Annotated in this window: 24 protein-coding genes; 11 read left to right on the top strand and 13 right to left on the bottom strand. The window is 62.4% G+C overall.

Translation table 11 applies throughout. The features are described from left to right. Nucleotides 1–3: 3 nt before the first annotated feature. From ASD70_RS10025 to ASD70_RS10040, 4 genes are read right to left on the bottom strand one after another with little or no spacing between them, the layout of a single operon-like run. Nucleotides 4–960: a lysylphosphatidylglycerol synthase domain-containing protein gene (locus ASD70_RS10025; RefSeq protein ID WP_056846336.1), complete on the bottom strand. Its 957-nt coding sequence runs from the start codon at nt 958–960 to the stop codon at nt 4–6. Continuing rightward, entirely contained in the window at nt 950–2,212 is a 1,263-nt protein-coding gene (gene clsB / locus ASD70_RS10030) for a cardiolipin synthase ClsB (RefSeq protein WP_056846337.1), read from the bottom strand. Before clsB ends, ASD70_RS10025 begins: the two co-directional genes overlap by 11 nt. Continuing rightward, the gene (locus ASD70_RS10035) at nt 2,209–2,985 is read right to left on the bottom strand and encodes an endonuclease/exonuclease/phosphatase family protein (protein WP_046069754.1); all 777 of its coding nucleotides are present in this window, start codon (nt 2,983–2,985) and stop codon (nt 2,209–2,211) included. Before ASD70_RS10035 ends, clsB begins: the two co-directional genes overlap by 4 nt. Then, nucleotides 2,982–3,908 carry a DUF72 domain-containing protein gene (locus ASD70_RS10040; protein WP_056846338.1) on the bottom strand — a complete coding sequence of 309 codons (927 nt, stop codon included), beginning with the start codon at nt 3,906–3,908 and terminating at the stop codon, nt 2,982–2,984. The genes ASD70_RS10035 and ASD70_RS10040 overlap by 4 nt, the downstream gene beginning before the upstream one ends. 218 nt (nt 3,909–4,126) lie before the next feature. Between ASD70_RS10040 and ASD70_RS10045 the strand changes: the two genes are divergently transcribed. After that, nucleotides 4,127–6,217 carry a mechanosensitive ion channel family protein gene (locus tag ASD70_RS10045; protein ID WP_046069752.1) on the top strand — a complete coding sequence of 697 codons (2,091 nt, stop codon included), beginning with the start codon at nt 4,127–4,129 and terminating at the stop codon, nt 6,215–6,217. Between the two features lie 92 nt (nt 6,218–6,309). Here ASD70_RS10045 and ASD70_RS10050 read toward each other — a convergent pair whose 3' ends face one another. After that, nucleotides 6,310–10,557 carry a DEAD/DEAH box helicase gene (locus tag ASD70_RS10050; RefSeq protein WP_056846339.1) on the bottom strand — a complete coding sequence of 1,416 codons (4,248 nt, stop codon included), beginning with the start codon at nt 10,555–10,557 and terminating at the stop codon, nt 6,310–6,312. Nucleotides 10,558–10,724: 167 nt separating this feature from the next. Between ASD70_RS10050 and ASD70_RS10055 the strand changes: the two genes are divergently transcribed. After that, nucleotides 10,725–11,609 (top strand): sugar nucleotide-binding protein, encoded by an 885-nt coding sequence (locus ASD70_RS10055; protein WP_056846340.1) that lies wholly within the window; start codon nt 10,725–10,727, stop codon nt 11,607–11,609. A gap of 137 nt (nt 11,610–11,746) precedes the next feature. Here ASD70_RS10055 and ASD70_RS10060 read toward each other — a convergent pair whose 3' ends face one another. The 5 genes from ASD70_RS10060 to ASD70_RS10080 all read right to left on the bottom strand — a co-directional run bounded on the left by ASD70_RS10060 (nt 11,747) and on the right by ASD70_RS10080 (nt 15,655). Continuing rightward, nucleotides 11,747–12,445 carry an OmpW/AlkL family protein gene (locus ASD70_RS10060; protein ID WP_046069749.1) on the bottom strand — a complete coding sequence of 233 codons (699 nt, stop codon included), beginning with the start codon at nt 12,443–12,445 and terminating at the stop codon, nt 11,747–11,749. Between the two features lie 93 nt (nt 12,446–12,538). Then, complete coding sequence (locus ASD70_RS10065) at nt 12,539–13,060, bottom strand: DUF3299 domain-containing protein (RefSeq protein WP_043051134.1); 522 nt, start codon at nt 13,058–13,060, stop codon at nt 12,539–12,541. Between the two features lie 11 nt (nt 13,061–13,071). Next, on the bottom strand, nt 13,072–14,337 hold the full coding sequence (locus ASD70_RS10070; protein WP_046069748.1) for an ABC transporter permease: 1,266 nt from the start codon (nt 14,335–14,337) through the stop codon (nt 13,072–13,074). Between the two features lies 1 nt (nt 14,338). Next, nucleotides 14,339–15,049, bottom strand: coding sequence for an ABC transporter ATP-binding protein (locus tag ASD70_RS10075; RefSeq protein ID WP_056846341.1), 711 nt, complete (start codon nt 15,047–15,049; stop codon nt 14,339–14,341). Nucleotides 15,050–15,055: 6 nt separating this feature from the next. Then, entirely contained in the window at nt 15,056–15,655 is a 600-nt protein-coding gene (locus tag ASD70_RS10080; RefSeq protein ID WP_056846342.1) for a DUF2796 domain-containing protein, read from the bottom strand. Nucleotides 15,656–15,782: 127 nt separating this feature from the next. Between ASD70_RS10080 and ASD70_RS10085 the strand changes: the two genes are divergently transcribed. Next, nucleotides 15,783–16,124: a hypothetical protein gene (locus ASD70_RS10085; RefSeq protein WP_046069745.1), complete on the top strand. Its 342-nt coding sequence runs from the start codon at nt 15,783–15,785 to the stop codon at nt 16,122–16,124. Here ASD70_RS10085 and trxA read toward each other — a convergent pair. The 3 genes from trxA to ASD70_RS10100 are packed head-to-tail and all read right to left on the bottom strand — an operon-like array spanning nt 16,121 to nt 18,141. After that, nucleotides 16,121–16,993: a thioredoxin gene (trxA, locus tag ASD70_RS10090; protein WP_056846343.1), complete on the bottom strand. Its 873-nt coding sequence runs from the start codon at nt 16,991–16,993 to the stop codon at nt 16,121–16,123. The two genes, ASD70_RS10085 and trxA, sit on opposite strands and share 4 nt — an antisense overlap. Nucleotides 16,994–17,026: 33 nt before the next feature. Continuing rightward, nucleotides 17,027–17,689 carry a class I SAM-dependent methyltransferase gene (locus tag ASD70_RS10095; protein ID WP_056846344.1) on the bottom strand — a complete coding sequence of 221 codons (663 nt, stop codon included), beginning with the start codon at nt 17,687–17,689 and terminating at the stop codon, nt 17,027–17,029. After that, nucleotides 17,686–18,141: a YbaY family lipoprotein gene (locus ASD70_RS10100; RefSeq protein WP_046069742.1), complete on the bottom strand. Its 456-nt coding sequence runs from the start codon at nt 18,139–18,141 to the stop codon at nt 17,686–17,688. The genes ASD70_RS10095 and ASD70_RS10100 overlap by 4 nt, the downstream gene beginning before the upstream one ends. Before the next feature lie 139 nt (nt 18,142–18,280). Between ASD70_RS10100 and nrdR the strand changes: the two genes are divergently transcribed. From nrdR to ASD70_RS10140, 8 genes are all read left to right on the top strand, one after another. Next, the gene (gene nrdR, locus ASD70_RS10105) at nt 18,281–18,745 is read left to right on the top strand and encodes a transcriptional regulator NrdR (RefSeq protein WP_026082968.1); all 465 of its coding nucleotides are present in this window, start codon (nt 18,281–18,283) and stop codon (nt 18,743–18,745) included. After that, nucleotides 18,742–19,878: a bifunctional diaminohydroxyphosphoribosylaminopyrimidine deaminase/5-amino-6-(5-phosphoribosylamino)uracil reductase RibD gene (gene ribD / locus ASD70_RS10110; RefSeq protein WP_046069741.1), complete on the top strand. Its 1,137-nt coding sequence runs from the start codon at nt 18,742–18,744 to the stop codon at nt 19,876–19,878. The genes nrdR and ribD overlap by 4 nt, the downstream gene beginning before the upstream one ends. 47 nt (nt 19,879–19,925) lie before the next feature. Beyond that, a complete protein-coding gene (locus tag ASD70_RS10115; protein WP_056846345.1) occupies nt 19,926–20,588 on the top strand; it encodes a riboflavin synthase in 663 nt (220 codons plus the stop codon). A 15-nt stretch (nt 20,589–20,603) separates the two neighbouring features. After that, on the top strand, nt 20,604–21,695 hold the full coding sequence (gene ribBA, locus ASD70_RS10120; RefSeq protein ID WP_046069739.1) for a bifunctional 3,4-dihydroxy-2-butanone-4-phosphate synthase/GTP cyclohydrolase II: 1,092 nt from the start codon (nt 20,604–20,606) through the stop codon (nt 21,693–21,695). Between the two features lie 88 nt (nt 21,696–21,783). Next, entirely contained in the window at nt 21,784–22,260 is a 477-nt protein-coding gene (gene ribH, locus ASD70_RS10125) for a 6,7-dimethyl-8-ribityllumazine synthase (RefSeq protein WP_003194576.1), read from the top strand. After that, entirely contained in the window at nt 22,257–22,757 is a 501-nt protein-coding gene (nusB, locus tag ASD70_RS10130; RefSeq protein ID WP_046069738.1) for a transcription antitermination factor NusB, read from the top strand. Before ribH ends, nusB begins: the two co-directional genes overlap by 4 nt. A gap of 19 nt (nt 22,758–22,776) precedes the next feature. Beyond that, on the top strand, nt 22,777–23,742 hold the full coding sequence (gene thiL / locus ASD70_RS10135) for a thiamine-phosphate kinase (RefSeq protein ID WP_056846346.1): 966 nt from the start codon (nt 22,777–22,779) through the stop codon (nt 23,740–23,742). Between the two features lie 50 nt (nt 23,743–23,792). Then, on the top strand, nt 23,793–24,518 hold the full coding sequence (locus ASD70_RS10140; RefSeq protein WP_046069736.1) for a substrate-binding periplasmic protein: 726 nt from the start codon (nt 23,793–23,795) through the stop codon (nt 24,516–24,518). The last annotated feature ends 132 nt before the right edge of the window (nt 24,519–24,650 follow it).

A 24,650-nucleotide genomic window follows, 5' to 3' on the forward strand; every position in this document is an offset into this window, starting at 1 on the left:
GCGCTAAGCGGGTGTCTTCTTCACCCGCAGGGCCTTGGCCTTCGCCTCCACGCCCAGGTACATCACCAAGGCAATCAACAGCGGACAAATAAAGTAAATCGCCCGATACGCGATCAGGCCCGCCAGCAAACTCCCCCGCGACGCCTCGTGTTGCAGCAGGCCGATAAACACCGCCTCCAACACCCCAAGCCCGGCAGGTATATGGGTGACCACACCGGCAATCGCACTGATCAGCAACACCCCTAACACCAGCGGATAATCCAGCTTGGCCGGCAGCAAGGTAAAAATCACCGCCGCCATCAGCGACCAGTTCAAGGCGCCCAGGGCCAGTTGCAGGCAGGCCATGCGCAGCGACGGCAGATTGATCTCGACGCCACGGATCGACCATGCGCGTTTTTTCGAAAACCTGCATGCCGCCAGATACCCAAGGCTTGCGATTACCAACAACATGCCGACACCTTGCAAGGCGCCACTGCTGAGCTTCCAGCCGGGCGGCATGGTGACCAGCCCGCTGCTGAATACCACCCCGGCCAGTGCCATATAACCAAACCAATTGGTGGCCAGGCTCAGGCCGAGGATCTTGGCGATATTGCTGGTGCTTACCCCCAGTCGCGAATACAGCCGATAGCGCATGGCGATGCCGCCTACCCAGGCGCTGAGGTTGAGGTTGAACGCGTAACTGATGATGCCCACCGGCAGGATCTGCTTCCAGCGCAGCGGCTGGCGAATGTAGGTGCGGCCGATCAGATCGAAACAGGCATAGACGATAAAACTGCACAAGGTCAGGGCGCCAGCGATGAGCAACGTGCGCAGCTTGAAGTCGCCCAGGGTCTGGAACACTTCGCTCCAGTCGATACGCCGGGCGAGCAGGGTGAACAGGACGATCAGCAGCAGGAAGAACGCAATCGTCAGCGGTTTCTTCCAGCGCTTGAACCGCGAACCGCTGATTTCAGACGTCATGGGGCCTACTCTCAAAAGGTTTCAAGCGCGGCTTGTGCGCTGGCAACCAGCCGGTCAGCGCAGGGAAGTGGCGCATCACATGGAATACCAAAAAGCCCACGGTCAGGCGCCACAGCCACAGGCGCGGCTTGCGCTTGGCAGGCATGGTCTGGCAATGATTCCTGGCAAGTGCATCCAGGCGTTCGTACAACTGCTGATTGAATGCCCGGTCACGAATCAGCACATTGGCTTCCAGGTTCAGCGCGAGGCTCAGTGGGTCGAGGTTGCTGGAGCCCACGGTGCTCCATTCGTCGTCCACCAGCGCAACTTTGCCGTGCAGCGGGCGTTGGCAATACTCGTGGATCACCACGCCATCCTTGAGCAGATAGTCGTAGAGCATGCGCGCCGCCAGCTTGGCCAGCAGCACATCGGGCTGGCCCTGCATGATCAATTGCACGTGCACGCCACGGCGCGCCGCGTTACGAATCTCGCGCAGCAGGCGATAGCCAGGGAAGAAGTAGGCGTTGGCGATCACCACTCGCTGGCGGGCTTGGCTCAGGGCGTGGATATACGCCTCTTCGATGTCGTCGCGATGCTGGATATTGTCGCGATAAATCAGGCGCACCAAGCCGTCACCTTGCTCGTTGGTCCAGGGCGAAGGCCGCTGCTGACGCCGTCGCCAGCCACGACGGCTGCGCACCTGGCGACCACTTTGGGCCAGGGCAAAGTGGTGCAGGTCAGCCACTGCCGGGCCGATCACCTGTACTGAATAATCCTGCTTGGCCTCGGGGCCGAAATCCGCCAAGTGGTCGGCGGAAAAATTGATCCCGCCGATAAACGCCACGCTGGCGTCCACCACCACGATCTTGCGGTGCAGGCGGCGGAACCAGTTGGTGCGTATGCCCAGGGTCTTGGAGGCTGGGTCGAACATCTGCACCATCACTCCAGCCTCGGCCAATTCGCCAAGAAAGGCCGGGCTCAGCTCGCCACATCCAAAGCCATCAAGGCTGACCACCACTTTCACCCCGCGCTGCGCCGCTTCGATAAGGATGCCTTGCAGCTCATGGCCAACCTTGTCCTCAAACAGGATGAAGGTCTCCAACAGGATTTCGCGCTGGGCGCCGCGCAAGGCGTCGAACACCGCGGGAAAGTACGCCTCGCCATTCTCCAGCAACTCCACACGGTTGCCGCTCTGCCAGCCGTAATCCATGTCGCGCGCCTTGCTGTCGTCCGGCGGCTGGTCGGTGGCGATATGCTCTACCGCAACGTTCATAGCTCAATCTCCACCGACAGGGGCACATGATCCGACAGGTGAGACCAGGGCCGCGTGGTGAGCACGCGAGGATTATGGATCGTCAGGTTGCGCACATAAATGCGATCCAGAGGCAGCAATGGCAGGCGTGCCGGGAAAGTGCGTGCCGGCTTGCCATGGGCATGGACAAACACCTCATGGAGGCCGCTTTGGCTCAGGTCGGCCTTTTGGCGCCAGTCGTTAAAATCGCCGGCGACCACCAGCGGCGCATCGGCCGGAATCTCGCGGATGCGCTGCTCCAGCAAGCGCAATTGCTGCTGGCGATGTACCTCGCGCAAGCCCAGGTGGATGCAGATCGCATGTATCTCGCGCTCGCCACCCGGCAAGCGCAGCACGCAATGCAGCAGGCCACGGTTTTCGTGGCCGCTTTGGGAAATGTCGAGGTTGTCGTAGCGAATGATCTGGAATTTCGACAGCAGTGCATTGCCATGGTCGCCATGGGGGTAGACCGCATTGCGACCATAGGCAAACTGCGGCCAGATGCTGTCGGCGAGGAATTCGTATTGCGGCATTTTTGGCCAGTCGCTGTAGCGCTGGGGATGACGTTCGTGGGTGCCGTGAATTTCCTGCAGGAACACCATGTCGGCGCCCACGCTGCGCACTGCCTCACGCAACTCGGGCAAGATGAAGCGCCGATTCAAGGCCGTGAAGCCCTTGTGGATATTGACCGTCAGCACGGTGAAACGAGTGATGGGAGTGGTCGGCGTGATCGGAATCAATTCGGGCTGGGTCATGGCAATACTCCGGGTTCCGGCAACTTGCCGGGCTCGGTGGCCAGGTGCTTGTCCAGTTCGAAACGCTGCAGCAATTGGCGTGCATCGAAGGGGGCGCGAACCTTGATGTCATTGTCGAAAAAGCAGAACACGTCGCGTTGTTTGCGGGCACGGGGTTTGTGTTGTGGGTCGACGAGGTGCGCGTCCGCAGGCTGCTTGCCGTTGGCCCAGCGCTCGATACGGTCACCCCAGCGCTTGAGCGCTTCGGCGCTATAGCCACTGGCATACAACTGCTTGTCGCCGTGCAAGCGCAAGTACATGAAGTTGGCGGTGACGTCTTCGATATACGGCCACTTGCCGGCGGTGTCTGCCACCACTAGAGCGACGCCGTGCTTGTCCAGCATCTGCACAAATTCCGGCACTGCAAAACTCTTGTGGCGAATCTCCACGGCATGGCGCAAAGGCTTCTTGGCATAGGCTTTCATGCTGGCCTTGCCGTTCAGGCGTGACTCATGTTGGCGGGCCAGGGCAGCGGCCTGATGGGTGTCGGTGGGTAGTTCGGCAAGGAAGGTTTCAAACAGCGCGGCGTCGAACTTGAAGCTGGGCGGGAACTGCCAAAGGATGGGGCCGAGTTTTTCCTTCAACTCCAATACCCCGGAGGCGAAGAAGTTCGCCATTGGCTTGTGCACCTCCCGCAGGCGCAGGATATGCGTGATATAGCGCGGCGCCTTGACGCTGAATACGAAGCCCTCAGGCGTATCGGCATACCATTCGGCGTAGCGCTTGGGGGTTTGCAGCGCGTAGAACGAACCGTTGATTTCGATGCTGTTGACGGCACGTGACGCAAACTGCAGCTCGCGTTTCTGGGTCAGCCCCTCGGGGTAGAAGTCCCCGCGCCAGGGCGTGTAGCGCCAGCCGGAAATGCCGATATGAATCGCCGCCATGCTTGCTCCCGTAAATGATGGGTGGATTGACCTCCGTTATGGGATGACTGCGATATTTGCCTGAAAGTTTCCACATTCCTACAGACGGTACGGGGTGCCAAATGTGGGAGGGACAAGCCCCTTCCACCTTTTTGAATCACATGCCCAAAAAGCGCAGGGAACGATCCAAGGCCAAACCCGTCAGTTCCTTACAGACCCTGCTGAAGGAGCCCGTTGTTTTGCTGAATCTAAAGACTGCATTACTGCTCGCCGCACTGTTGCTGTGCGGCAACGGCGCACTGCAAGCCGCGGCCACCGCGCCTGCCACCGAAACGCCGGCCAAGCCGGAGCTGTTGGTGGAGGGCGGGCTGCTCGGGGCCATCAGTTCCAGTATCGATGACGTGCAGGACAAGCTCGACCTCAACCAGAACCTCGTCGATGCCTGGCGCCTGCGTGCCGATCGGGCGGCGGATGAAGTGGGGCGCCTGGTCGACCAGACCGCCGCGCGCTCGCCGTGGAGTGTGGCCGGCGATTTTCTGCTGTTGTCCGGGGTGTGGATCGGTGCCTTTGCCGTGTTGACGTTACTGGGGCACTGGGTCGTGCAGCGCTCCAGCCGGCGCCCGTTCGTCGCACGACGCCAGCGCTTGCAAGGCTTGCTCGGCTACATAGTGCCCTACACGATTCCAGCGTTGATCTGCCTGCCGCTTACCCTCTATGTAAGCCACTTCTTGGCCGCTTCGGTGGGCCGTGCGCTGGCGCTGTGTTTTGCCTATGCCACCAGCAGCGGCATCTTTTCGACCTCGATGCTGCTGTGCGTCATTGTGATGTTTAACGTCGGGCACAAACGGCCCGCCGTGCAGATTATTCGTGACTACTGCCCCAAGCCGCTGTTCCTGATCGGCTTCCTTGCCGCCCTCAGCGACGCGTTGACCAGCCCGCAGATCGCTCGTCAACTGGGCGGCAATATCACCAGCAGTATCGCGGTATTTACCGGCCTGTTTGCCGCAGTAATTTTTGGTGTGCTGGTGGTGCGCCTGCGCCGTCCGGTGGCCCATTTGATCCGTAACCGGCCGTTGGCCCAGCGCCTCAAACATCCGGCCTTGCAGCAATCGCTGCGGGTGTTTTCCGGGCTTTGGTACTGGCCGATCCTGTTGATGGTGCTGGTGTCGGCGGTCAACCTGATCGGCGCCGGCGACGACAACCAAAAGGCCCTGCGTTGCGCACTGCTCACCACGCTGCTGCTGATCGGCACCGTGTTTCTCAGCACCGTGCTGCAACACCTGTTCAAATCCCGCAGCCAAGTGTCGATCCAACGGAGCAGCGCCTACAAGGAGCGCTTCCTCAGTTTGCTGCACGCGATCCTGCGTATCGTGATGGCTATCGCGTTTATCGAAATCCTCGGGCGTATCTGGGGTGTTTCGCTATTCGAATTTGCCCAGCGCAACTCGGTGGGCCGGGCCATCAGCGATTCCCTCAGTAGCATCGGCCTGATCCTGTTGGTGACCTGGCTGTTCTGGGTGGTGCTCGACACGGCGATCCAGGAAGCGCTCAAGCCGCCGGTGAATAAACGCTCCAGCCGCCAGCCCAGCACTCGGGTGAAAACCATCCTGCCGCTGCTGCGCAATGCGGTGAAGATTATCCTGGTGGTGATTTGCGCGATCACCACCATGGCAAACCTTGGCATCAACGTCGCGCCGTTGCTGGCGGGTGCCGGGGTGGTGGGCCTGGCCATTGGTTTCGGCTCCCAGCAGTTGGTGCAGGACGTGATTACCGGCCTGTTCATCATTATCGAAGACACCCTGTCCATCGGCGATTGGGTGGTGCTCGACTCCGGCCACGCCGGCACCGTCGAAGGCCTGACCATCCGCACCCTGCGCTTGCGCGACGGCAAGGGTTTTGTGCATTCGGTGCCGTTCGGGCAGATCAAGGCGGTTACCAACCAGTCGCGGCAGTTCGCCTATGCCTTCTTCTCGGTGCAATTCACCTACGACACCGACGTGGACAAGGCCGTGGAACTGATCCGCGAAGCGGGCCAATCGATTCGCGACGACGTGTTCCTCAAATACAACCTGCAAGGGCCGCTGGAAGTATTTGGCGTGGACAAGATGGACCTCAATGGCGTGGTGCTTACCGCACAGTTCCGTACGGTGTCGGGTGGGCAATATGCGGTCAGCCGGGCGTTTAACCAGCGGTTGAAAAAACTTGTGGATAACTGTGATGAGGTGCACTTTGCGCAGACTTATCCACAGCAGGTGTTGTTGCCAAAACGTGTGGCGCAGGTGGAAGAGCCGGATGCGCTGGTGCTGACTGAGCAGCCCAGGTCTCAATGATGAGGCCCCATCGGGAGCAAGCCCCTCACATTTAGATTTGTGAACACATTTCAAGTGTGGGAGGGGGCTTGCCCCCGATGAGGCCCTCAAGGTCAGCGCCTGATCAACTTCTCCTGCACCGCTTGCTGATCCACCTCCAGCAACACCTGTTGCTTGCCGGCGACCATCACCGCCGCCGGCACCCCATCACGATACACAATCCGATTACCGCTCACCGCTGGCACCTTGGCCCCCGGCAACAGCGTGCCGACAAGATTCAACGGATCGGCCCCACACACTGCAATCAAACTCCCATCATGGGGCCGCCGCCGCACCTCGCGCAGCAGCGGTATCGCCTCAGGCAATGCAAACTGCTCCCCCGCCAACCCACTGACAAACCGCCCGCCACGAATTTCGCCCCGCGCCTCCAACCGATGGAAAGTGCGCAGCAGCTCACGCCAACTTGGCAACCAGTCCGCCTCACGCTCCAGCAGCCGCCAGAACACCACACCATAACGGCGCAGCAGGGTCATCGCCACATGCTCCAGGGTCTCGGCCGAATGCGCGCCGGCGGCGGTCGCCGAGCGGCGAACCAAGGCCCAACGCCCGGCATCGTCCATACCGCCGACAAACGCCCCGCGCCCACGTCGACTGCTGCGCGCCTGGCGTTTGCTGGCAGGGGTGGTCAAGGCGCGCAGGCCGGCGAAACTGTCAGCATTCACCAGGCCGGCGCCTACCAGTTCCTGCAAGGCTATCTCCAGTTCGCTGCGCAGCAAATGGGCCTCGTGCACCAGTTCATCGAAAAACAGCGCGCCATGCTCGCGCAGGGCCAGGTGGGCCTTCTGGGCCTTGGGCGACAAGGTGGTGCTGTCGGTAGGCTCGGTCAGCCCGCTCCACAACGCTACCTGGCTACGGGGGAGCAAAACCACCGGGGTGCTGCGCAACGCCATGGCGCCGGCCTTGTTGCTCAGGCGCGTCCAGACCAGCTTGCCGCTGCGGCACAGGTCATCGAGCCAGGTCGATGAGTAATCCTTGATGCGGGCGCTGAGCAGGTCGGTGTCCCAGGCCGACGTGGCCGCGGCATAGCCTTCGAACTGGCCGACAATCTGCGGCAACACCGCGCTGCCCTGGCCACGTGTGCTGTCGGACAGGTGCTGCCAATCGAACAGAAAGCGCATGAAATCCTGCAATGCCACCGGCTCGATTTCCCGGCGCAGGCGCTTGACCGTGTAGCGATGAATGCGCGCCAGCAAATGACGTTCGCACCATTGTTCTTCACCCACGCCGGGGCTGAAGTGGCCGCGCAGCACGTAGCCTTCCTGTTCCAGGCGTGCCAGGGCCTGGGTAATCGACTCCACCGGTAAGGCCAGGGGCGCTGCGATCTCGACCAGGGTCAGCGGGCCAAAACCACTGAGGCGCGCACGCAGCACTTCCACCAGCGCTTCATCGAAGGACCAGGGCTCATCGAACCCCGGCAGCAACGGCAGATCGTTGGGATACAGCGCCTGCAAACAGCTCAAGCGCTCCACGGCGCCCCACATTCCGTTAGACAACTGATAGGCCCGCCCGGCGTTGCGCAATGCCAGCAGCCATTGGGCCCATTGCGGCGTAACTTCGCTCGCTGCGATGCATGCCAGGCTCATCAGCGCCTCATGCATTTCATCCAGGCCATTGGGCGCGGGCCAGGCTTCTTCGCGTACACCGGCGACGGCGTCGGCATCCAGGGCGCCCAGGTCGTCGGTGCTCTGCGGGTCGCTCCAGCGGCGGTTGAGCACGGCCTGGGTGCGGCGCTCTTCCAGGGGCGCGTCGTCGAGGAAGGTATAGGGCTTGGCGCTGAGGATTTCTGCGGCCATGGGCGAGGGCGCGGGCAGGTCGCGGCTGATCAACCGCACGTCGCCGCGCTCCATGCGCCGCAGCAGCGCCAGCCAGGCGTCGCTGTCCATGGCTTCGTGCAGGCAGTCGTCGAGGGTTTGCTCCACCAGCGGGTGGTTGGGAATTTCGCGTTCGCCGGCAAGGTTTTCCAGGCAGGCGATCTGGTCGGGAAACACGCTGGCGATCAGGTCTTCGCTCTTCATGCGCTGGATCTGCGGCGCCACCTTGCGCCCGCCGGTATAACGCGGCAGCGCCAGGGCGACGCCGGCATTCCAGCGCCAGCGCACACCAAACAGTGGCGCATCCAGCACGGCCTGGATCAGGATGTGTTCGGCACTGTTGCTGTTGAGGTAACGCCACACCTCATCCAGCGCGAAGCTGTGACTGGTGGACAACGACAGCACGATGGCATTTTCACTGGCCGCCGCTTGCAGCTCGAAATTGAACGTGCGGCAAAAGCGCTTGCGCAAGGCCAGGCCCCATGCGCGGTTGATGCGGCTGCCAAACGGCGTGTGGATGATCAGTTGGGTGCCGCCGGATGCGTCGAAAAACCGTTCCATGATCAATGTGTCCTGGGACGGCAGGGCGCTCAGGGCAAGGCGCGACCGGGCGAGGTAGTCCAACAGTTGATCGGCGCTGGCGACATTGAGGCCCAGGGTGCCGGTAAGCCAGTCGAGGGCCGGTTGCAGGTCGCCGGGCGTGGCGCCGAGCAAGCTGTCCAACTGCCCTTGCAAGCGGGCCACAGCCACCGATAACTCGTTGCTGCGCCCGGGGGCTTCACCCAGCCAGAACGGAATGGTCGGAGGTTGGCCCTGGGCATCCTCGACCCGCACCTTGCCGGCTTCGACCCGCAGGATGCGATAGGAGGTATTGCCGAGCTGGAAGATATCCCCGGCGATGCTTTCCACCGCAAAGTCTTCGTTGACGCTGCCGATATTCAGGCTTTGCGGCTCCAGCAACACGCTGTAGTCGGCGTTGTCGGGGATCGTGCCGCCGCTGGTTACTGCGGTGAGCCTGGCGCCACGGCGGCCGCGCAGGGTGTGGGTCACGGCGTCGCGGTGCAGGTAGGCGCTGCGCATGCCCTGGCGGCCGTTATAGCCCTCGCTGAGCATCTGCAAAAGGGCCTGGTAGTGGCGTACATCCAGTTCGGCGTAGGGTGCGGCGCGGTGGACAAGCGCCAGCAGCGCCTGTTCCGGCCATTCTTGGGCGCTGACCTCGGCGATGATCTGCTGGGCCAGTACATCGAGCGGCGCCACCGGAATATGCAAGGTATCCAGCTCGCCACGGCGCACGCAGTCGAGCAGCGCGGCGCATTCGATCAGGTCGTCGCGAGTGGTGGCAAACAGGCGCCCCTTGGGCGTGCCGCCGACCTGGTGCCCGGAACGGCCGACCCGTTGCAGAAAGCCGTTGATCGAACCCGGCGAGCCGATCTGGCAGACCAGGTCTACCTCGCCGATATCAATCCCCAGCTCCAGGGATGCCGTGGCGATCAACACTTGCAGTTCGCCGGCCTTGAGGCGCTGTTCGGCGTCCAGGCGCATCTCCTTGGCCAGGCTGCCATGGTGAGCGGCCACGGCGGTCTTGCCCAGGCGCTCGCTCAAGTGCCGGGCCAGGCGTTCGGCCAGGCGCCGGGTGTTGACGAATACCAGCGTGGTGCGGTGTTCGCGGGCCAATTGCGCGAGGCGGTCGTAGACTAACTCCCACACGTCGTTGGCCATTACCGCCGAGAGCGGCACCGGCGGTACTTCGATCGCCAGGTCGCGGGGACGGGCGTGGCCGATATCGACGATGGCGCAATCACGGTCGGTGCCGACTAAAAAGCGGGCGACGGCTTCGATGGGTTTTTGCGTGGCCGACAAGCCGATACGGGTCAATGGCTCGGCACACAGCCCTTGCAGGCGCTCCAGGCTCAAGGCCAAGTGGCTGCCACGCTTGCCGGCGGCGATCGCGTGGATCTCATCGACGATCACCGTGCGCGTGCTGGCGAGCATGTGTCGGCCGGAATCCGAGCCGAGCAACACGTAGAGCGATTCCGGAGTGGTGACCAGGATATGCGGTGCGCGTTTGCGCATCTGGGCGCGGTCTTTTTGCGGAGTGTCGCCGGTGCGCACAGCGGTGCGAATGACCAGGGGTGGCAGGCCTAGCTTTTCAAGGTGCTCGGTTATGCCTGCCAACGGGATTTGCAGGTTGATCTGGATGTCATTGGAAAGTGCCTTGAGCGGCGAGACGTAGACCACCAGTGTTTCATCCGGCAGTTGTCCACCGTTCGCCAAGCCTTGATGCACCAGATCGTCCAGCACTGCGAGAAAGGCGGTGAGGGTCTTGCCGGAACCGGTGGGCGCGGCGATCAACGTTGAGCGGCGCTGGCGAATTAATGGCCACGCCTGGGCCTGTGCGCCGGTCACCGAAGGGAACGTGTTACGGAACCAGGTGCTGACGGCGGGGTGGAATCCGTCCAGTGCGCTGTTCGTTGATTCGGGACTGTTCATGTAGTGATTGATGCCACCTGCTCCAACAAGTTGCAAACACGTACTTTATCCGTGACGGTTGCGCTACAAACCCGCAAAATGCAACGATTCTGGAATAAACCTACGGCAAGGCTCACGCGCCTGCCGACAACAACCATCGTTCCAAACAGACCGGGCCTGCTCAATCTATGCGAATGCGCCTTATGTTACTGGGCGGCGGGAATGCCCTCGGGCAGGCGCTGATTCGCCTCGGTGCAGAGGAAGACATCGGTTTCCTCGCACCCAAACCGCCCCAAGACGGCTGGGATGCCGCAAGCCTCACCCTATTGCTCGACGACACCCGTCCCGATGCGTTGATCAATCTCGCCTACTATTTCGACTGGTTCCAGGCCGAAGCCGTAAGCGAAACCCGCCTGGCCGGCCAGGAATTCGCCATCGAGCGCCTTGCCGAACTGTGTCAGCACCACAGCATCACGCTGCTGCAACCGTCCAGCTATCGTGTGTTCGATGGCTCCCGCGCCACCGCCTACAGCGAGAAAGACGAGCCGGTGCCCCTGGGCCTGCGCGGCCAGGCGCTGTGGCGTATCGAACAAAGCGTGCGCGCCACCTGCCCACAGCATGTGCTGCTGCGCTTTGGCTGGTTGCTGGATGACAGCGTTGACGGAACGCTCGGGCGTTTTCTGGCCCGTGCCGAGAAACCCGACGAGTTACTGATGGCGGACGACCGTCGCGGCAACCCGACGCCGGTAGACGATGCCGCACGGGTGATCATCTCGGTGCTCAAGCAACTCGATTGCGCGGCGCCGTTGTGGGGCACCTACCACTATGCCGGGCATGAAGCGACCACGCCGCTGGCGCTTGGCCAGGCGATCCTCACCGAGGCGCGCAATTTCCACGCGCTGGCCATTGAATCCCCCACCGCCCAGGCCCACGCGGCGCGGCCGGATGCGGCAGAAGAACCGCAGCACGCGGTGTTGGCGTGCAAGAAGATCCTCCACACCTTCGGCATCAAGCCCCGGGCGTGGCGGGCAGGGTTGCCGGCGTTGCTGGACCGCTTCTATCGCCATAGCTGACACCACACAAAACCAAAATGTGGGAGGGGGCTTGCTCCCGATAGCAGAGTGTCAGTCAACAGGTTCATGGACTGATCCACCGCTATCGGGAGCAAGCCCCCTCCCACATTGGTTGTGTGGTGTTCGTGAAATATCGCTTAGAACTTGTAGCCGATACCCACCATGTAAACCATTGGGTCCACGTCCACATTGACCTTGGCGCGAGTGCCTTGGCCCAGCGCGTTGTTATCCACAGTCGCCTTGGTGCTGATGTCGATGTAGCGCGCCTGGGCGTTGATCATCCATTTGTCGTTGATCATGTAGTCGGCGCCGATCTGTGCGGCCCAGCCCCAGGAGTTCTCGGCCTTGAAGTTGCTGAAACCGGCTTGTTCGGCACGGCCGCCAACGTGTTCGTCGTAGATCCAGGTGTAGTTGATACCGGCACCCACGTAGGGCTGGAACGCCGACTTGTTGTCCAGCGGGTAGTACACGACGCTCAGGGTCGGCGGCAGGTGTTTGAGCGAGCCGAGCTTGCCGTTGGCGGCGCCCAGGGCGGTGTTCTTGAGTTTCACGTCATGCTCGAACGGCGTGGCGGCCAGCAGTTCGATACCCACGTGGTCGGTGATCATGTAGGCGAAGTTCAAGCCCAACTGGGTGTCGCTGCTCATGGTCGCCTTGCCGCCCAAGTTGGTGCCGGCCAGTGGGCCCTGGTCAACCTTGACTTTGCCGCTGTCGGCGTCCGGGTTCACGGTGATTGCACCGGCACGCACCAGGATATCGCCCGCTTGGTGAGCGTGTGCGACCGGGGCGACGAGGGCGAGCGCGAAGAGGGACGCGCCGAGCAGAGACTTGTTCATGGGAGCTCCAGAGGACGTTAAAAGTTGTACGTCCAATGGTAAAGATCGTTCCGTTCAGTCTTTTGACTCAGCTCAATGAAAGGTTGATCAGCGCTACTCCTGCAGCTCGTACATGTAAATCTTCTCGGCATCCATCTGGTAACCGGCGTCGGCCAGTTCACTCGACGACGGCTTGACCTGCATCGCACCTTCGATCCAGTACGGCTGATACAGCTCATCGAGCTTCACGCCGACTTCGCTTTTGACATGCACGATCTGGTTCGACGGCGGTGGCGGCACATGAATGCACGCGCCGAAATACGGCACCAGCAGGAACTCGGTAGTACGACCTTCCTCACTGACTTCCAGCGGCACGATATACCCCGGCAGGCGAATGTGCTGGCCGTCGAGACCCTGCACCACCGGCGCGTTGGGCAGGTCCTGCTTGGCCGCGGGGGCAGCCTCGACGGACAAGGCATCGGCCATGTTCGACAGGTCGTGCAGCGGTTTCATATTGGGGATTTCCGGCGGTGCATCCGGTGGGATCATCTCCTGCCAGGACAAGTCCCTGGGCGGCTCATCCGCCCACACGGGCACGCTCACCAGCAGCAACAGGGCAAACAGGGCACGACGCATCGAAGCCTTCCTCATAAACGAATGGACAGGCCATCGGCCAAAGATTGTCGATAGGCACGCCACGCGGGCACGCTGCCCATCAACAGCGCTGCCGCGAGGATACCCGCCAGCAGGGTCCATTCATATTCGCTCGGCCAGGACATCGGCAGATCCAGGCCGTAGTTGGCCTGCAAGTAACCCCTTGACGCGGCGATGCACACATACAACAACCCTACGCCTGCCATCACGCCGGCCAAGGCCAGGGCGAAGGCTTCGAAGATCAACAGGGTTGCGATATGCCACGGGCGCGCGCCCACCGAACGCAGGATCGCCATCTCGCGGCGGCGTTCGTTGAGGCTGGTGAGAATAGCCGTGAGCATGCCGATCAAGCCGGTCAGCACCACGAACAGCGAGATCACGAACAAGGCTTTCTCGGCGGTGCCCATCATGCTCCACAGCTCTTGCAGGGCCACGCCCGGCAGGATCGCCAGCATCGGCTCGCCACGGAACTCATTGATCTCCCTTTGCAAGGCGAAGGTGGAAATCTTGTTGTTCAGGCCGAGCATGAACGCGGTGATGGCTTGTGGAGTCAGGTCCATATTGCGCGCCTGGTCGGCGCTGACGCGGCCTTTGCCCTGGGCCGGCACGCCGTTGTGCCAGTCGATATGGATCGCTTCCATGCCGCCCAGGCTGATATGCAGGGTGCGGTCCACCGGGGTGCCGGTGCGCTTGAGGATACCGACCACGGTGAAGGGTTTGTCATCATGCTTGACCAGGCTGACCACAGCCACGCCGTGGGCCAGCACCAGCTTGTCGCCGAGTTTGTAATGCAGGGCGTCGGCGACTTCGGCGCCGAGCACCACTTCGAACGGGTCGGTGGCGAAAGCGCGGCCGCTGGCCAGTTCGAGGTTTTGCTTGCGCCCGTACTGGTAGTGTTCGAAGTAGGATTCGTTGGTGCCCATCACCCGGTAACCGCGATGGGAGTCGCCGAGGGAAATCGGAATCGCCCATTTCACCTGGGGGTTGGCGGCGAAGTGTTCGTAGCTGTCCCAACGAATGTTGTTGGTGGCGTTGCCGATGCGAAACACCGAGTACAGCAGCAGGTTCACTGAGCCCGAACGTGCGCCGACGATCAGGTCGGTGCCGCTGATGGTGCTGGCGAAACTGTTGCGCGCTTCGACGCGCACCCGTTCCACCGCGAGCAACAAGCAAACGGAAAGCGCGATGGCGAAGGCGGTGAGGATCGCGGTAAAGCGGCGGTTAGCCAGGCTGGCCATGGCTAGACGGAACAGATACATCTCAAACCTCTGCGGGCGTTGCGGCGCGATTGAGTTCGGCCAGCGACAGGTTGCGGTCGAACAGCGACGCCAGGCTCTGGTCATGGCTGACAAACAACAGGCTGGCGCCAGCGTCGCGGCATTCAGCGAACAGCAACTGGATGAAGGCTTCGCGGGCGTCGTAGTCCAGGGCCGAGGTGGGTTCGTCGGCGATCACCAGCTCCGGTTGGCCGATCAACGCACGGGCCGCGGCGACCCGTTGTTGCTGGCCGATCGACAGCGAGTCGGAGCGCCGCTCAAGCAGATCCTTGTCCTTCAAACCCAGGTGCGCGAGCAAGGTCGCGGCCGCCTGGTCGACACTGCCGTGGCGCTGCCGGGCCCGCTGTGCGCGCAGCTTGGAAAAGTGGCAAGGCAGCTCGACGTTTTCACGCACCGACAGAAACGGCAGCAGGTTGAATTGCTGGAAGATGTAGCCGGTGTGGTTGACGCGGAAACGATCACGGGCGCCGGCCGAGAGTTCGGTCAATTCCTGGCCGAGCAGGCGGATGCTGCCCTGGCTGGGTTTCTGCACGCCACCCAAGAGCCCCAGCAGCGTGGTCTTGCCACTGCCGCTCGGGCCCTTGAGAAACAGGGTTTCCCCAGGCTCCAGGCGGAACGCGGGGATGTCCAGCAACTTTGGGTGACCGGGCCAGTTGAAGCTCAGGTTGGACAGTTCGATCAATGGGTGGGTCATGTGAACTCAGAACTTCAGGGTGGCTGCGGTGGCCGTCGCGTCAACACCTTGCTGACCGCTTGGGCCGATCAGTTGTACCTGAATTTTCGTGGTCGCAGGGAAGGTCTTGAACACTTGGTTCAGGTCGAGGTTGCCCAGGGCCGTCGGCGTGGCGCAGGTGAACTGATAGTGGGCGTGGATCTCGCTGTGGTCGTGATGATGCTCGTGGGCGGCAGCGCCTTTGCCGTCGGTGGCGTGGTCATCGTCGTCATGCTCGGCTTCGGGCTTGTCACCGAACAGCGGGCTGTTGAGTTCCTGGCTGCTGACCTTGCAGCCTGCGGCCTTGGGCAGGTTGAACAGTGCCTGTGGGTTCTCCAGCTGCTTGCGCGCGGCGGCGACCTTGGCTTTGTCGGCGGCGCTGGTCGCGGCATGCTCGAACCCCACCAAGTTCATGGCTGGGCTGTCCAGTTCAAGCTCCAGGGCCTGGCCGTCCAGAACCGCGTTGAGGCGAGCGACGCCGTGTTCGTGGGCGCCAAGACTGCCATGCTCGTGTTCATGATCTTCGTGAGCATGTGCGACAGCCAGTGGCAGCAGGGCAAACGGCAAAGCGAGCAGCAAACGGCGCATGGGACGGCTCCAAGATGAAAGTTATGTTATGTGATCTTATAACAATAAGTTTGAGTTTGACCGCCCGCTTGGCGTTGCGCAAGCGGCATGGGAGCATGCCCATCAGAAAAATGCAGGAGTAAGGACGATGTTGCGAATTCGTGGAACCGTCGGCGACCTGCCGGTGGACTTGACCCTGGAACTGGATGACGGCGATTGGGCGCGGCTGGGCGCACAGTTACAGGCTGCTCCAACGCCCAGTGCGTCGATGACGACGCCAGTCAAACAGAGCGAGGATCTGTGGCAGCACGCCCAGGATTTGCTGCGCAACGCCGGGCAGCTCAATGGTCTGGAATTGCTCGATCAACTGGAAGGGTTGGCTGGCGATGCCGGGGCAGGCAAGCGCCTGCTGGTCCGTCTGCGCCACAGCGCCAAGGTCAAAGTGAGCAGCGGCGGTGATACGCCGCTGTACAGCTGGATCGCTGATTAGTACAACGCAGCAAACAACTTGCGACGGTACACCGTGACCAGCGGGTGATCATTGCCCAACAGTTCGAACACCTGCAGCAAGGTCTTGTGGGGCAAGCCTTCGCTGTAGCTGCGGTTGCGGATAAACAGCTTGAGCAGACCTTCCAGCGCCCCATCGTATTGCTGGCGCGCCAGTTGCTGGATCGCCAACTGATAGGCCGCTTCATCGTCCTGCGGGTTTTGCGCCAGGCGGCTTTTCAGGTCGGCAGCATCCGGCAAGTCCGCAGCCTGGCGCAGGAAGGTGATTTGCGCCTTGGCCCCGGCCAGGGCGGCCTTGTGGTCGTCGCCCTTCACTGCGTCGAGCACGGCCTGGGCTTCGCCCAACTCACCGCGTTCGGCCAGGCAGCGTGCGTACAGGATCAGTGCCGGGGCGTTGGTATTGTCCTCGCCCAACAGCGCCACCAGCAGCGCTTCGGCCTCGCTGATACGCCCTTCGCTGAACAACGCCTGGGCCTGTTCCAGCGGATCCGCCGCAGCTGGTGGTGGCATCTGCACATGGGGTTCCAACATGGCCCGCACTGCCGACTCCGGTTGTGCACCGGCAAACCCGTCCACCGGCTGGCCATCCTTGAACAACACCACCGTAGGCAGGCTTTGAATGCCAAAGCGCGCGACGATGTCCTGCTCGGCCTCGCAGTCAACCTTGGCCAGCAGCAACTCGCCCTGATAACTCTCGGCAATCTGCGCCAGCATCGGCATCAGTGCCTTGCAGGGCGCACACCACTCGGCCCAGAAGTCCACCAGCACGGGTTTTTCGAAAGAATTCTGAATCACCGCCTGGTCGAAGTTGGCGGTGGTGACGTCGAAGATGTACGGCGTGGGCTCACTCATGGGGCGTCTCGAATAAAGCGGGAATGGGGGCAACTATAAGGGCTGGCGCCGGGAATGGTACAGGCTCACCTTGCGAAACTCCCAAGGCTCGGCCAAGTCAGGCAGGGTCAGCGCGTCCAGGATCTCCAGCCGTTGATAATGCGGGTGACGGAAGTCCCGTACCCGCGAATCCGCCACCAGCGCTTCGCGGCCACGGCTGAGGAATTGATCCAGCAGCGGCAGGTTGGCGCGGTCGTAAAGCACGTCGGCGACCAGGATCAGGTCGAAGCGGTCGGCTTCGGCGAAAAAGTCTGCCGAATAGCCCAGTTCCACCTGGTTGAGTTCGGCGTTTGCGCGGCAAGAGGCCAGGGCCAGCGGGTCGAGATCACAGGCCACCACTTCCAGGGCGCCGGCTTTTACCGCGGCAATCCCGGCCACGCCAGAGCCGGCGCCGAAGTCCAGCACGCGTTTGCCCGCGACCCACTCGGGATGCGCCGCCAGGTAGCGTGTCAACGCCAGGCCGCTGGCCCAGCAAAAACTCCAGTAGGGCGGCTCATGCAGGATGCGCCGGGTTTCTTCCTGGCTGAAGGCGCGGTCCATGTTGTCGGCGTCGAGCAGCCACAGCGACAGGTCGGTGCCCGGCAGCGGGCAGGGCACCAATTGGGCGTCGCCGATCAACTCGCTCAGGGCACGCTGCAGGTGCTGCGGTGGTGTCATGGCGCCTTGACGAGTTGCAGGGGGCCGGTGCTCTGGGTGATCGCCTGGGTGATGCGTACCGCAGGCAGGTGCAGGATCAACTGGCCAGACTGGCTGGCGCGGCCACGCAATTCAACCCGCGCACCGGCCGGGAAGGCTTCAGGGTTGAAGCGCAGGCGGAAGGCCAGCGGCTTGCCATTGCCGCTCAGCACGCTGCTGGCGAGCAGTTGTTGCGGGCGCGAACGGTCGTCGATCACCAGCAGCGCCATTTCGACTTCGGCGCCGGCGGGCACGTTGGTCAGGCTGCCGCTGATTTCCCGTTGATAGGCGGGCAGGGGGCCGAGGTCTTCAATGCCCGGGACTTTTTTCTCTTGCGCCGGTGTCGGTTGAGGCGCGGCCGGCTTGGGGGCTTCGCTGCTGCAGGCGACCAGAAAACTGAACAGGGTGAGTAGAACAAATGGTCGTAACTGCATGTACGGCTCCAGAAAGGACAAAATCCGTGGCTTAAAAATATGAAACATATAGGCCTGCCTATATACCGTAAAGGCTATGGCTTGTCTTGCCACGGGGATGCGCTACCATGGCCCTCCCATTTTTTGTTGCCTGCCAACCATGCACTGTCCCTTCTGCGGTGCCAACGACACCAAGGTCATTGATTCGCGTCTGGTCGCCGAGGGCGATCAAGTGCGTCGTCGGCGCGAATGCCTGGCCTGTGGTGAACGTTTCACCACCTTCGAAACCGCCGAACTGGTATTGCCCCGTCTGATCAAGTCCGACGGCAGCCGCCAGCCTTTCGACGAAGAAAAACTGCGCGCCGGTATGCAGCGCGCCCTGGAAAAACGCCCGGTAAGTGTCGAGCGCCTGGAAGCGGCGCTGGTGCACATCAAGCACAAGCTGCGTGCGACCGGCGAGCGCGAGGTCAAGAGCCTGGTCGTCGGCGAGCTGGTGATGGGCGAGCTGCAAAAGCTCGACGAAGTCGCCTATATTCGTTTTGCCTCGGTGTATCGACGCTTTCAGGACCTCAATGAGTTCCGCGAAGAAATCGACCGCCTGGCCCGTGAGCCGGTGAAGAAATGAACTCTCCCAGCGCTGAACAGACGGTCCTCGACGCCCATTACATGGCCCGCGCCCTCGAATTGGCGCGCAAGGGCCTGTACACCACTCACCCCAACCCGCGGGTAGGCTGCGTGATTGTGCGTGACGGGCAGATTGTCGGCGAAGGCTGGCACGAGCGCACCGGCGAGCCCCACGCCGAGCCGAATGCCTTGCGCGCCGCCGGTGACAAGGCCCGTGGCGCGACGGTGTACGTCACCCTTGAACCGTGCAGCCACCATGGCCATACGCCGCCCTGCGCCGATGCGCTGGTGACGGCTGGCGTGGCGCGGGTGGTCGCAGGCATGCAGGACCCCAACCCGGAAGTGGCCGGGCGCGGTATGCAGCGTCTGGCCCAGGCCGGTATCGAGGTGCGCAGCGGCGTATTGGAAGCTGAGGCGCGGGCGCTAAACCCGGGCTTTCTCAAGCGCATGGAGCACAGCCTGCCGTTTGTGCGGGTCAAGTTGGCCATGAGCCTGGACGGCCGCACCGCGATGGCCAGCGGCGAAAGCCAATGGATCACCGGCCCCGCTGCCCGCGCCGCCGTCCAGCGCCTGCGTGCCGAGGCCAGTGTGGTGTTGACCGGTGCCGACACGGTGCTGGCCGATGATGCCCGCTTGACCGTACGTGCCGCTGAGCTGGGTCTGGATGAAGCCACCACGGCCCTGGCCATGTCGCGCCCACCGTTGCGCGTGTTGATCGATGGCCGGCTGCGGGTGCCGCTCAACGCCCCCTTTTTCAAAGCCGGACCGGCATTGGTCATCACCTGCGTCACCGCGCAAAACCAGTACCCCCGCGGCCCCGAGTGCCTGGTGGTGCCGGGCGTGGACGGTCAGGTTGACCTGCGTTCTGCTCTGGTGGCGTTGGCCGCACGTGGCGTCAACGAGGTGCTGGTGGAAGCCGGCCCGAGCCTGGCGGGTGCGTTTGCCCAACAGGGCCTGGTGGACGAATACGTGATTTTCATCGCCGGCAAATTCCTCGGATCCGCCGCCCGGCCGCTGCTGGACTGGCCGCTTGAAAAGCTGGCCGACGCCCCTCGACTCAAGATCACTGAAATGCGTGCTGTAGGCGACGACTGGCGAGTCACTGCCATTCCCGTCCCGGCAGCGAGCGTATAATTCCCGGCCTGCGCTTGAGCGCCCGCCCTCGTTTTCAGGAGAACGACATGTTCACCGGCATTATCGAAGCCATTGGCAGCATCCGTGCAATGACCCCCAAAGGTGGCGACGTCCGCCTGCTGGTTGAAACCGGCAAGCTGGACCTGGGCGACGTCAAGCTGGGCGACAGCATTGCCGTCAGCGGCGTGTGCCTGACCGTCGTCGAGCTGCCGGGCAAAGGCTTTGCCGCCGACGTCAGCCGGGAAACCCTGGACTGCACCGCGATGAACGACCTCAAGGCCGGCAGCCCGGTCAACCTGGAAAAAGCCCTGACGCCTACCACGCGCCTGGGCGGTCACCTGGTCAGCGGCCATGTCGACGGTGTCGGCGAAGTAGTGGCCCGCAGCGAAAATGCGCGTGCCGTGGAATTCCGTATCCGCGCGCCCAAAGAGCTGGCCAAGTACATCGCCCACAAAGGCTCGATCACCGTCGACGGCACCAGCCTGACCGTGAACGCCGTCAATGGCGCCGAATTTGAACTGACCATCATTCCCCACACCTTGAGCGAAACCATCATGGCGTCATACCAGCCAGGTCGCCGGGTGAATCTCGAAGTCGACTTGCTTGCCCGTTACCTGGAGCGCCTGCTGATGGGCGAAAAGGCCGCAGAGCCTGCATCCGGGAACATCACTGAAAGTTTTCTGGCCGCTAACGGCTACCTGAAATCCTGACCAAGGGGGTGCCGCGTGGCGCTCAATAGCATCGAAGAACTGGTTGAAGACATCCGCCAAGGCAAGATGGTCATCCTCATGGATGACGAAGACCGCGAGAACGAAGGCGATATCATCATGGCCGCCGAGGCGTGCCTGCCTGAGCACATCAACTTCATGGCCAAGCATGCTCGCGGGCTGATCTGCATGCCCATGAGCCGCGAACGCTGCGAATTGCTCAAGCTGCCACTGATGGCGCCGCGCAATGGCTCGGGTTTCGGCACCAAGTTCACCGTATCGATTGAAGCCACCACGGGCGTCACCACCGGCATTTCCGCCGCTGACCGTGCGCGCACCGTGCAAGCTGCTGCCGCCAAAGACGCCAAGGCCGAAGACATCGTCAGCCCGGGCCATATCTTCCCGTTGATGGCCCAGCCGGGCGGCACCCTGGCACGCGCCGGCCACACCGAAGCCGCCTGCGACCTGGCGCGCATGGCCGGTTTCGAGCCGAGCGGGGTGATCTGCGAAGTGATGAACGACGACGGCACCATGGCCCGTCGTACTGAGCTTGAAGCCTTTGCCGCCGAACACAACCTCAAGATCGGCACCATCGCCGACCTGATTCACTACCGCATGATCCACGAACGTACCGTTCAGCGGATTGCCGAGCAGCCGCTGGACAGCGAACTGGGCCAATTCAATTTGGTGACCTACCGTGATTCAGTGGAAGGCGACGTACACATGGCCCTGACCCTGGGCAATATTTGCGCCGAAGAACCGACCCTGGTGCGGGTGCACAATATGGATCCCCTGCGCGACCTGCTGATGGTCAAGCAACCGGGTCGTTGGAGCCTGCGCGCCGCCATGGCTGCGGTCTCCGAGGCGGGCAGCGGTGTGGTGTTGTTGCTCGGTCACCCATTGGACGGCGATGTCTTGCTGGCGCATATCCGCGAAACCGCTGACGCCGTACCAGTGAAAAAACCGACCACCTACAGCATCGTCGGTGCCGGTTCGCAGATCTTGCGCGACCTCGGTGTACGCAAAATGCGCCTGATGAGCGCACCGATGAAATTTAATGCGATATCCGGATTCGACCTGGAAGTTGTAGAATACGTGCCCTCCGAATAAAGGCTGGCGATTTCTGCCCCTTGTTCGCGGTTAAATCATCACTGAGGGACGCACTTTTCGCGTCCCGGCTCTTTAAGAGATTTGTCGAATGACCCTGAAGACCATCGAAGGTACCTTCATCGCCCCCAAAGGCCGCTATGCCCTGGTGGTTGGCCGCTTCAACAGCTTCGTGGTTGAAAGCCTGGTAAGCGGTGCCGTTGACGCCCTGGTTCGCCACGGTGTGAGCGAGAGCGACATCACCCTTATCCGTGCCCCTGGCGCCTTCGAAATTCCACTGGTTGCGCAAAAAGTTGCTCAACAGGGCGAGTACGCGGCGATCATCGCCCTGGGCGCGGTCATTCGTGGCGGTACCCCGCATTTCGAATACGTGGCTGGCGAATGCACCAAGGGCCTGGCCCAGGTGTCCATGGAGTTCGGCGTGCCGGTTGCCTTTGGCGTGCTGACCGTTGACTCCATCGAACAAGCCATCGAGCGCTCCGGCACCAAGGCCGGTAACAAAGGCGCTGAAGCTGCCTTGTCCGCGCTGGAAATGGTCAGCCTGCTGTCGCAGTTGGAGGCCAAGTGATTTCCGACGAGAGCGATCGTTTCAACCCGCGCGACGAGCGTCCGGCCGATGCCGGCAAGCCCTCGAAAAGTGAAAAGCGCCGTGCGGCCCGTCAGCTCGCCACCCAGGCGCTGTACCAGCGTCACATGGCCGGCACTTCGCTGAACGAGATCGAAGCGCAATTTCGCGTCGATAACGACTTCACCTTTGCTGACCAGAGCTACTTCCACGATATCCTGCACGGTGTTCCGGCCAACCAGGCCGAGATCGATGCTGCGCTGTCGCCATGCCTGGACCTGACCCTCGAAGAGCTGGACCCGGTTGAGCTGGCGGTACTGCGCCTGTCTACCTGGGAGCTGCTCAAGCGCGTTGACGTACCGTACCGCGTGGTAATCAACGAAGGCATCGAACTGGCGAAAGTCTACGGTTCGACCGACGGCCACAAGTTCGTCAATGGCGTGCTCGACAAACTGGCCCCGCGCTTGCGCGAAGCCGAAGTGAAGGAGCACAAGCGCTAACCTGCGCTTGAGTTCCCGAATGGGCGAGTTCGAGCTGATCAGCAGGTTCTTCGCCGCTGCGCCCTGTGCGCAAGGCGGCGAAGGCATTGCCCTGGGGATCGGCGACGACTGCGCCTTGCTGGCGCTCCCCGCCGGGGAGCAGTTGGCTGTCTCTACCGATACGCTGGTGGCCGGTGTGCATTTTGCCGACCCGTGTGATCCCTTCCTGCTCGGCCAGCGCTCGCTGGCCGTGGCAGTGAGCGACCTGGCTGCCATGGGCGCCAACCCCCTCGCATTCACCCTTGCCCTGACCACACCGACCGTCGATATCGACTGGCTGCAACGCTATGCCCAAGGCTTGAACGCCATGGCGCAAAGCTGCGGCGTGGGCTTGGTGGGCGGCGATACCACCCGCGGGCCGTTGAGCCTGACCCTGACCGTGTTTGGCAGTGTGCCGGCCGGGCAGGCGTTGACGCGCAGCGGTGCACGGCCGGGTGACCTGCTATGTGTCGGCGGTGAGCTTGGCAATGCCGCCGGCGCTTTGCCGCTGGTATTGGGCCAGCGCACGGCGGATGCGGCAATCACCGAGCCGCTGCTGGCCCATTACTGGTCGCCGCAACCGCAGTTGGCCCTGGGGCTGGCGCTGCGGGGCAAGGCGACTGCGGCCATGGACATCTCCGACGGGCTTCTGGCCGATTGTGGGCATATCGCCAAGGCCTCGGCGGTCCGCCTGGTGGTCGAACGTCACAGGTTGCCGTTATCCACGGCCTTGCTGGCATTTGTCGGCGAAGACCAGGCCCGTGTGGCGGCATTGAGCGGCGGCGATGACTACGTGCTGGCGTTCACTTTGCCAGCGTCTCAATTGGTGCCGTTGCAGGCGGGCAACTGGCCAGTGCATGTGATCGGTCGGGTCGAAGCCGGGCAGGGCGTGACGCTGCTCGATGCCAACGGCCAGGACGTCACCCCGGCGGTGCGCGGCTACCAGCATTTTCGCCGGGCGCCCTAAGCTGGCGTCCTGCTACCCTTAATAGGTTTACTCCAGGAGAGGCCGTCACTATGGCTGTGCGCCGCTGGCTGCTGACCGTGCTGTGTGCCTTTGCCTTCGTGGCCGAGGCGGAACAGATGCCTGTGCCTGGTAAGATCGTGCTGGCCAGTGAGCAGTGGAACGACTACACCAACCAAGATGGCAGCGGCCTGGCCTGGGACCTGTTGCGTCAGATTTTCGAGCCCGCTGGTATCACCTTGCAAACTCGCAGCGTGCCCTATACCCGCTCGGTCGGCCTGACTCAGCGCGGCGAGGTGGATGGTTATGTCGGCAGCTATCGCAATGAAGCCAGCGCAGTGTTGTATCCCCGGTGGAACTTCGACGCCGACCACATTTACGCCCTCGGGCTGGCAACAGCGCCAACGCCGACGTTGGCGACGCTGGGCGACTACCGCCTCGCCTGGGTGCGGGGCTACAAGTACGAGCAATACATGCCCAGCGTGCGTCGCTTCAACCAGATCGAGCGGCGCAGCGGCATCCTGCCGATGCTGCAACACGGCCGCGCCGATTTTTATATCGACGCCCTCACTGAAGCCAAGTATGTGCTCAGCCAATCCCACGAGCCGGCGCTGTTCAAACTCACGCATATCGCCGAGTTGCCGCTTTACATCGGCTTTGCCGATTCCGAGCGCGGGCGGGCGTTGATGGCGGTGTATGACCAGCGCCTGACCAGTCTGGTCAAGACGGGCGAGTTGAAAGGGATTTTCGCACGCTGGAACCAGCCCTATCCGTTCTAGTTCACTGTAGGCGCGAGCTTGCTCGCGAAAAAAAACCATAGGCGCCGCGTTGCTTCAGAATGGCCGCATTAACGTTGACAACTTTCGCGAGCAAGCTCGCGCCTACATAGAATCAATCCGAAGGCCAATCGA

This window comes from Pseudomonas sp. Root569, from assembly GCF_001427465.1.
Classification (GTDB): Bacteria; Pseudomonadota; Gammaproteobacteria; order Pseudomonadales; family Pseudomonadaceae; genus Aquipseudomonas; species Aquipseudomonas synxantha.